This is a genomic window from Chryseobacterium sp. VD8, from assembly GCF_037149975.1.
In the GTDB taxonomy this organism is placed as follows: Bacteria; Bacteroidota; Bacteroidia; order Flavobacteriales; family Weeksellaceae; genus Chryseobacterium; species Chryseobacterium indicum.
Map to the genome: position 1 here is coordinate 1 of NZ_JBBCQL010000215.1, position 7,926 is coordinate 7,926.

Genomic DNA, 7,926 nt, shown 5'->3' on the forward strand with positions numbered 1-7,926 from the left:
TATCCCGGGCGAAGGACACAATCTTCAGGAGCACTCGATAGTATTGGTTAGAGGCGGAAGGGTGAAAGACCTACCGGGAGTACGTTACCACATCGTAAGAGGTGCATTAGACACTGCAGGTGTAAATGGAAGAACGCAGAGAAGATCGAAGTACGGAGCTAAGAGACCTAAACCAGGTCAGGCACCAGCTGCACCAGCAAAAGGAAAGAAAAAATAATCATTAAATAAGGTACAGAAACAATGAGAAAGACGAAAGCGAAAAAAAGACCGTTGTTACCAGATCCAAAATTTAATGATCAGTTGGTAACGAGATTCGTAAACAATTTAATGCTTGACGGTAAGAAGTCAATCGCATTCAAAATTTTCTATGATGCGTTGGATATCGTAGAAACTAAAAAAGGAGATACTGAGAAAACAGCCCTTGAAATCTGGAAAGATGCATTAACAAACGTTATGCCTCACGTAGAAGTACGTTCCAGAAGAGTAGGTGGAGCTAACTTCCAGATTCCTATGCCAATCAGAGCAGATAGAAAAATTTCTATGGCAATGAAATGGTTAATTAGCTACTCTAAAAAGAGAAATGATAAGTCTATGGCTTTGAAATTGGCTAATGAGGTAGTAGCTGCTTCAAGAGAAGAAGGTGCTGCTTTCAAAAAGAAAACAGATACTCACAAAATGGCGGAAGCAAACAAAGCTTTCTCACACTTCAAATTCTAATCTGAAATGGGAAGAGATCTTAAATTTACAAGAAATATTGGTATTGCTGCTCACATTGATGCAGGTAAGACTACCACTACAGAAAGGATTTTATTCTATACAGGTGTAAACCACAAAATTGGAGAGGTTCACGATGGTGCTTCTACAATGGACTGGATGGAACAGGAAGCAGAAAGAGGTATTACTATTACTTCTGCTGCAACTACTTGTAACTGGAATTTCCCAACAGATCAGGGTAAGAAATTACCTGAAACAAAACCTTACCACTTCAACATTATCGATACACCGGGACACGTTGACTTCACCGTAGAAGTAAACAGATCTTTGAGAGTATTGGACGGTTTGGTATTCTTATTCTCTGCAGTAGATGGAGTAGAGCCTCAGTCTGAAACAAACTGGAGACTTGCTGACAACTACAAAGTTGCGAGAATGGGATTCGTAAACAAAATGGACAGACAGGGTGCTGACTTCTTGAACGTTGTAAAACAAGTAAAAGAAATGTTAGGATCTAATGCAGTTCCAATCGTTTTACCAATCGGTGCTGAAGAAGATTTCAAAGGAGTTGTAGACTTAATTAAAAACAGAGCGATCATCTGGGACGAAGCAGGACAGGGAGCAACTTATGAAGTAGTTCCGATTCCTGAAGACATGAAGGATGAAGTTCTTGAATATAGAGAGAAATTAGTAGAAGCTGTTGCTGATTATGACGAGACTTTGATGGAGAAATTCTTCGAAGATCCGGATTCAATTTCTGAAGAAGAAATCAACGAAGCTTTAAGAAAAGCTACTATCGATCTTTCTATCATCCCAATGACTTGTGGATCTTCTTTCAAAAACAAAGGAGTACAGTTCATGCTTGATGCTGTTTGTAAATATCTTCCTTCTCCACTAGATAAGGATAATATCAAAGGAACAGATCCAAGAACTGACGCTGATATCGAAAGAAAACCATCTGTTGAGGAGCCTTTCGCTGCATTAGCTTTCAAAATTGCTACTGACCCATTCGTAGGTAGATTAGCATTCTTCAGAGCTTATTCAGGAAGATTGGATGCTGGTTCTTATGTATTAAACACAAGATCTGGTAACAAAGAAAGAATCTCAAGAATCTATCAGATGCACGCAAACAAGCAAAATCCGGTTGAGTATATCGAGGCTGGAGATATTGGTGCAGCTGTAGGATTTAAAGATATTAAAACAGGAGATACATTATCTGATGAAAAGAACCCAATTGTTCTAGAATCAATGATCTTCCCAGATCCGGTAATCGGTATCGCTGTTGAGCCTAAAACGAAAGCTGACCAGGATAAAATGGGTAACGCTTTAGCTAAATTAGCTGAAGAAGATCCAACGTTCCAGGTTAAGACAGACGAGGCTTCAGGACAAACGATCATCTCTGGTATGGGTGAACTTCACTTGGATATCATTGTAGACCGTATGAGAAGAGAGTTCAAAGTAGAGGTTAACCAAGGTCAGCCGCAAGTAGAATACAAAGAAGCTCTTACACAAAAAGCTAACCACAGAGAAGTTTACAAAAAGCAGTCTGGAGGTAGAGGTAAGTTCGCAGATATCGTATTCGAAATCGGTCCTGCAGACGAAGGTAAAACAGGTCTTGAATTCATCAACGAAATTAAAGGAGGTAACATTCCTAAAGAATTTATTCCTTCAGTAGAAAAAGGATTCAGAGAAGCAATGAAGAACGGTCCTTTAGCTGGATTTGAGGTTGAATCTATGAAGATTACATTGAAAGATGGATCTTACCACCAGGTTGACTCGGATCAGTTATCTTTCGAATTGGCTGCAAAGTTAGGTTTCAAAGAATCTGGTAGAGCTGCTAAAGCGGTTATCATGGAACCAATCATGAAGCTTGAAGTAGTAACTCCTGAAGAGTACATGGGTGATATCGTAGGTGACCTTAACAGAAGAAGAGGTACTGTAAACGGTATGGACGACAGAAACAACGCTAAAGTTATTAAAGCTTTCGTTCCGCTTTCTGAAATGTTTGGTTATGTAACTTCTCTTAGAACGTTATCTTCAGGTAGAGCAACATCTTCTATGGAATTCGAGAAATACGAAGCTGCTCCTACAAACGTTGCTGAAGAAGTAATCGCTAAGGCTAAAGGTTAATATTAAATTAGATTAAAATGTCACAAAGAATCAGAATAAAACTTAAATCTTACGATTACAACTTGGTAGATAAATCTGCAGAGAAAATCGTAAAAACGGTAAAGGCTACTGGTGCTGTTGTAAACGGACCAATTCCATTGCCAACCAACAAGAGAATCTTCACAGTGTTGAGATCTCCGCACGTAAACAAGAAAGCAAGAGAGCAGTTCCAATTATCAGCTCACAAGAGATTGATGGATATCTATTCTTCTTCTTCTAAAACTGTTGATGCTCTAATGAAATTAGAACTTCCTTCAGGTGTAGATGTTGAAATTAAAGTGTGATAATTGCATACTTTGCAATGATTATATAAAATCCGTTCCTTTCGAGGAGCGGATTTTTTTAGTTTTATCCAATTTTATGAAGAGAAAGGTCATTGCTGTTATGTATATTTACGAAAATATTCTTATGAAAAAACTCTTACTTTTAACAGTCTTGCTTTACGTATCGTTATCAGCGCAGACTCATCGGTTTATTTATGATGTAGTTTATCGTCCTGATTCAACTTCTGCTGAAGTAAGGAAAGCCAACTATTATCTTGATATTAATCCGGATGAAACATTCTATTATGAAAGATCTTTTTTTGTCAGTGATTCTATAGAAAAAGTTTCCGGCTTAAGGACGTTTAACGGGAAGGTTACAGATTTGCTCAGTAAAAAGATTAAAACAAAACAATATGTTCTTTACAGTATTCAAAGCTACGATGTTTACAAATTAATAGATGAACCTAAAATAAATTGGAAAATTGAAAAGGAAACTAAAGTTTCATCTTCCATTCAAGCTCAGAAAGCTACGGCAATATTTGGGGGCAGAAACTGGATCGCATGGTTTGCAAAAGACTTTCCTTTTCAGGAAGGACCATATAAATTTCACGGTTTACCGGGAATGATTATTGAAATTTATGATGATAAAGAAAATTATCATTTCTCTCTGAACAGATCAGAAAACTTAACCGAAACACAGTTGATAAGCTTCTATAAAAATGCAAAATCAAGAGGAATAGAAATTCCATATTCTAAATACAGATCCATGTTGCTAAGTTATTATCTTGATCCAATAAAATTTATCAATAACGGTGACGTGAAAATTGACGAAAATAACAAATTAGGGCTGGATGATGGCAGAATCATTTACAAGCCGGAAGAACTTCGGCAATATACTTTTGATGAACAGCATAGAATTAAAAAATATAATAATCCAATTGAAGTGGATAAAGCAGTGAAGTACCCTGAAGTAAAAAAATAATATTGAAATATAAATAACATCAGGAATATCATTTGGATAATTAATCTAGCGGATATAAAAATTACAATTTTACATTGGCTTTTCGGCGGAGTTTTTGATGCTTATTAACTTACTAATACAAAGAAAAATGGCAAGATCAGGCAAAAGTTTTTTCGAAAAATTCTCAGATTGGGCAACAAAATTTACAGGGAGTTCTTACGCTTTCATAGGGGCGACCTTAATCGTCATTATATGGGCAGTTTTAGGACCTGTTTTTAACTATTCCGAAACATGGCAGCTCGTTATAAATACAGGGACAACTATTATCACTTTTCTCATGGTATTTTTAATTCAGAAAGCACAGAATAAAGATTCCAAAGCCATTCAGATCAAATTAAATGAATTGATCGCAGCGAATGAAAAAGCCAGCAACAGGATTGTCGATATTGAAGATTTAACGGAGAAAGAACTCGATCAGCTTCATTGTTATTATGAAAAACTGGCAGATTTTGCAGAAGAAGATGAAGATATTCATTCTTCACATTCTATTGATGCTGCCAAAAGAAATCAGGATTACAAGCACGATTTTTTCAGAAAAAAACATGAAGAATGGCTGCAGAAACAGAAACAAAAAAAGGAATCGATCTGATTCCTTTTTTTATTAAACATCCTATTTCATAAAATACCCGAAATAAGAACAGCTTCCCATCAGATTTTTTGCAGTCTCCGTATCGGCATACTGCGTTTTCAGCATGGCAAAATACGTTCTGTATTTTTGATTTTTAATCTGATCTAACTGCTTTTGGAAAGCATCCGTTTTCTCGCTCCATTTTGGATCCGAGTAGTCTACGTTCGAAGGATTTTTAGTTTCATACTGATAATATTTCCCTTGTTCCGCACTTGCCATCTGAAACAGAATTCTTGCTTTCTGTTCTTTATCCGTTGATGTATTCAGTGCTTTTTTATAATAATTAATTGCCAGATCAAAATTATCAGGTTCAATAAAAGTAGTACTTGTAAAGTTTTTGTAGTAGTACTGATAAGGCGTTTCACTGTCGGTACTCCAGAAATTATATTTCCCGCCATTCGTATTGTCAACATCCATTACAAATAACTGTCTGTAATATCCCAAAGAAGAAGTATTGTAAAGAAGATTTCCAATGAGCTGATTGGCTTTTGTTGATTTTTCGTCCTTACCGCTTCCTATCTTTTTAAGCTGAATTAATGCATCTGCCAGTTCAAGTTTATTCATCATAGGTTTAATGAAAGAAAACTGAGAATAATCTTCCTTCACCATACTTTCTTCAGGCGTACTCTGATAACTTTCCCAAACATTATGTCCGAAAACAAGATCCGAAATACTTCGGAAACCATTGTATTCTGAAACTCCGTATTGATGAGGCGTTTTTTTCTGAGAATTCCCGTCCCAGTCATAATTGATTCTCGGAATTCCTGTGAAATTCTGTGCTTTTGTGTAGTATGATTTAGCTTTCTCAAAATCTGCCTGTCTCATCGCTCTGTCACCATAAATCACGGCAAAAAAGGCATCGATATTTCCTACGTCATCAATATTTTTAGCAATAATCTGTTCCTCGAATTTCGTTTTGTTCGGCTTTCTGTAAAAATCTTCCACACTTTTTACCAGACTGGAGTTGGGGTTGTACTGAAGATCAGAAAGCGTATTGCTCATAAGGAAAGATTTTCCGTCTTCACCCTGCAGGAAATAACGGTTGGCAAGAACATCTTTTAGGAAATCTTTTGTAGAAGGAACCTCACCATAATAATCATATTCTGTTTCCGTACTGTCTTTTTTAGGCTCCTCCGGTTTATCCACAAAATATTCGACATAATCTTTCATTAAATGATCTTCGAAGTCCGCATCAATTTTAGGCTGCGAAACAATATCATTCAAAACCTTCATTCTTTTAATCTGTTCCTGATATTCCGGATTGCTGGTTTGGATGTCTTCTAAAATCTCTGTACTCGCTTTATAATCTTTTTTAAGGAATTTCAGATAAGCATCTGCAATTTGCCAGTATTCGTCCTTGGATTTCTCTTTCGTTTTGCTTGTGAATTTTTCCAGATCATCTAAGAAATCTTTCGTCTGATCGTCATAGTAATAATTATTCTTGTTGAAAACCGGAATTCTGTTCGGGTTGTCCAGCAATTCATCATCGCTTTGATCTGCTTTCGTTTCAGCACTCGTTTTATCTTTAACGCCGAATAACTTCTTAAAAAAGCGCACAATTTTCTGCCAGAACGATATTTTTTCCTCTTTAGGAGCTTCCGCAGCTTCAGTTTTAGGCTGATCCGTTGTAGTGTTTGCAGAGACTTTTACCGCAGTTTTTTCATTATTGTTGGTGTAATAATAAATCGGAAGATAGTTTCTTTCCAGTTCATTGATGCTCCTCACCGCCATCACTTTCAGAATTTCAGAATCAGGATCTATTTCAAACATTTTCTCCATAATCGGAATCGGATTGTTGAAATCTTCATAGCCTAAAAGAAAATAAGCCATGTTTTTTTCTTCATTCGTTCCCGCTCTTTTCATAATATTATTAAAAGAAGCAGTGTCCGAAAGTTTCATAGACACGAAGGCAGACTCTTTACGGCTTTTACTGTTCATAAAGACCTGAAAGAAATTCCAGTTGGCATCACTTTTCAGATCCAGTCCGCGTTGTGCACCCGCCAATTGATCGAGAGCCATAAAATAGGTTGCTCCTCTTAATTTTATGGGTTCAACATAATTCTTGAAAGCTTCAATCGCTGCTTCGTAATTTCTTGTATAATGGTTGAAACGCACCAACTGATATCCGTAACGCTGCTTAATTTCAGGATTTTTTGCCGCATTGTAAAGAGAGGTTAATGCCGTGATGGTTTTATTGTAATCAAGATTTGTTGCATTTTGTGAACCTTCGCTTTCACGGTAATAAAATGAATCCGGACTTTCAACGTAGTTGATTTTCATGTACGGTTCAAGATATTTTGCCTCAATCAGATAATCAATCGCTTCCTTATATTTAGAATAGAAACCAGATCCGAGTTTTGTAAGAAGCTGATTGTTCGTGCTGCCATTTTTCAGAGCATTCAGATCATTGATGTTCATTTTATTCACCAGATAATCTGTCTCCGCGAAAGTCAGTTGATTATTAAAGAATTTTTTCCAGGTATCCACATTTTCATTAGGAATCTGGGATTGTTTAAAATCAGTATAAAATCTTGTTGAATAGCTGTGAAGAAATGGCAGGTAAGATTTATCCTTGATGATACTCTGCGTAAACAGATTGAAATATTCATAATCCGGATCAGACCATGCGCACGCTTCAGTTTTACTGTAAAAAAGCGATAGAACCGCGAGCGAAAGAAAGTACTTTTTCATTTTGTTAATGGTGTTTTTTTAAGTTATAATGGTAATGTATATTTTTCAGATTATTCTTACAATCAGTCATTTAAGAAATCTGTAAGAACTATTCTTTTAAGCATAAGACAATTTACGCAGAATTTAATTGGATTTACAAGTTAAAGTTCTGATCTGTAACAAATTTACTGTCTAACTGATAATGAATAATATCGAAATTGTTTATTTTTTTCTCAAGAAAACGGATGACTTCCTGAAGCTGCTCATCTGAAATCTCTTCAATTTTAATTCTGAAACCTTTGTTCAGATAACTTCCGAAATAAAATCCGTGCTTCTGTATTTCAATTTCTGTGTCAGATATTCGCTTGAAATCGGGGTTTTTAAGATCCTTTTCAGATAGAGCATTAATCAGTTTATGTTTTCCCAAATGATTGGTGACAATTCCCCACGAATAAATTGGTAAG

6 protein-coding genes and 2 pseudogenes are annotated in these 7,926 nt (G+C 36.1%); 6 read left to right on the forward strand and 2 right to left on the reverse strand.

The window, feature by feature from the left end; genetic code table 11:
- From WFK35_RS18230 to WFK35_RS18255, 6 genes and pseudogenes are all read left to right on the forward strand, one after another.
- Positions 1 to 217 (forward strand): annotated as a pseudogene (locus tag WFK35_RS18230) (30S ribosomal protein S12); the annotation flags it as partial.
- Positions 218 to 240: 23 nt separating this feature from the next.
- Entirely contained in the window at positions 241 to 717 is a 477-nt protein-coding gene (rpsG, locus tag WFK35_RS18235) for a 30S ribosomal protein S7 (protein WP_214588325.1), read from the forward strand.
- A gap of 6 nt (positions 718 to 723) precedes the next feature.
- The gene (gene fusA, locus WFK35_RS18240; protein ID WP_214588326.1) at positions 724 to 2,841 is read left to right on the forward strand and encodes an elongation factor G; all 2,118 of its coding nucleotides are present in this window, start codon (positions 724 to 726) and stop codon (positions 2,839 to 2,841) included.
- Positions 2,842 to 2,858: 17 nt separating this feature from the next.
- Entirely contained in the window at positions 2,859 to 3,164 is a 306-nt protein-coding gene (rpsJ, locus tag WFK35_RS18245; protein WP_002661363.1) for a 30S ribosomal protein S10, read from the forward strand.
- Between the two features lie 124 nt (positions 3,165 to 3,288).
- Positions 3,289 to 4,125, forward strand: coding sequence for a GLPGLI family protein (locus tag WFK35_RS18250; RefSeq protein WP_336733770.1), 837 nt, complete (start codon positions 3,289 to 3,291; stop codon positions 4,123 to 4,125).
- Positions 4,126 to 4,252: 127 nt separating this feature from the next.
- Complete coding sequence (locus WFK35_RS18255; protein ID WP_336733771.1) at positions 4,253 to 4,753, forward strand: low affinity iron permease family protein; 501 nt, start codon at positions 4,253 to 4,255, stop codon at positions 4,751 to 4,753.
- Positions 4,754 to 4,774: 21 nt separating this feature from the next.
- On the opposite strand, the gene WFK35_RS18260 is transcribed toward WFK35_RS18255, so the two are convergent.
- On the reverse strand, positions 4,775 to 7,483 hold the full coding sequence (locus tag WFK35_RS18260; protein ID WP_336733772.1) for a hypothetical protein: 2,709 nt from the start codon (positions 7,481 to 7,483) through the stop codon (positions 4,775 to 4,777).
- Positions 7,484 to 7,616: 133 nt separating this feature from the next.
- A pseudogene (locus WFK35_RS18265) lies at positions 7,617 to 7,926 on the reverse strand (hypothetical protein); the annotation flags it as partial.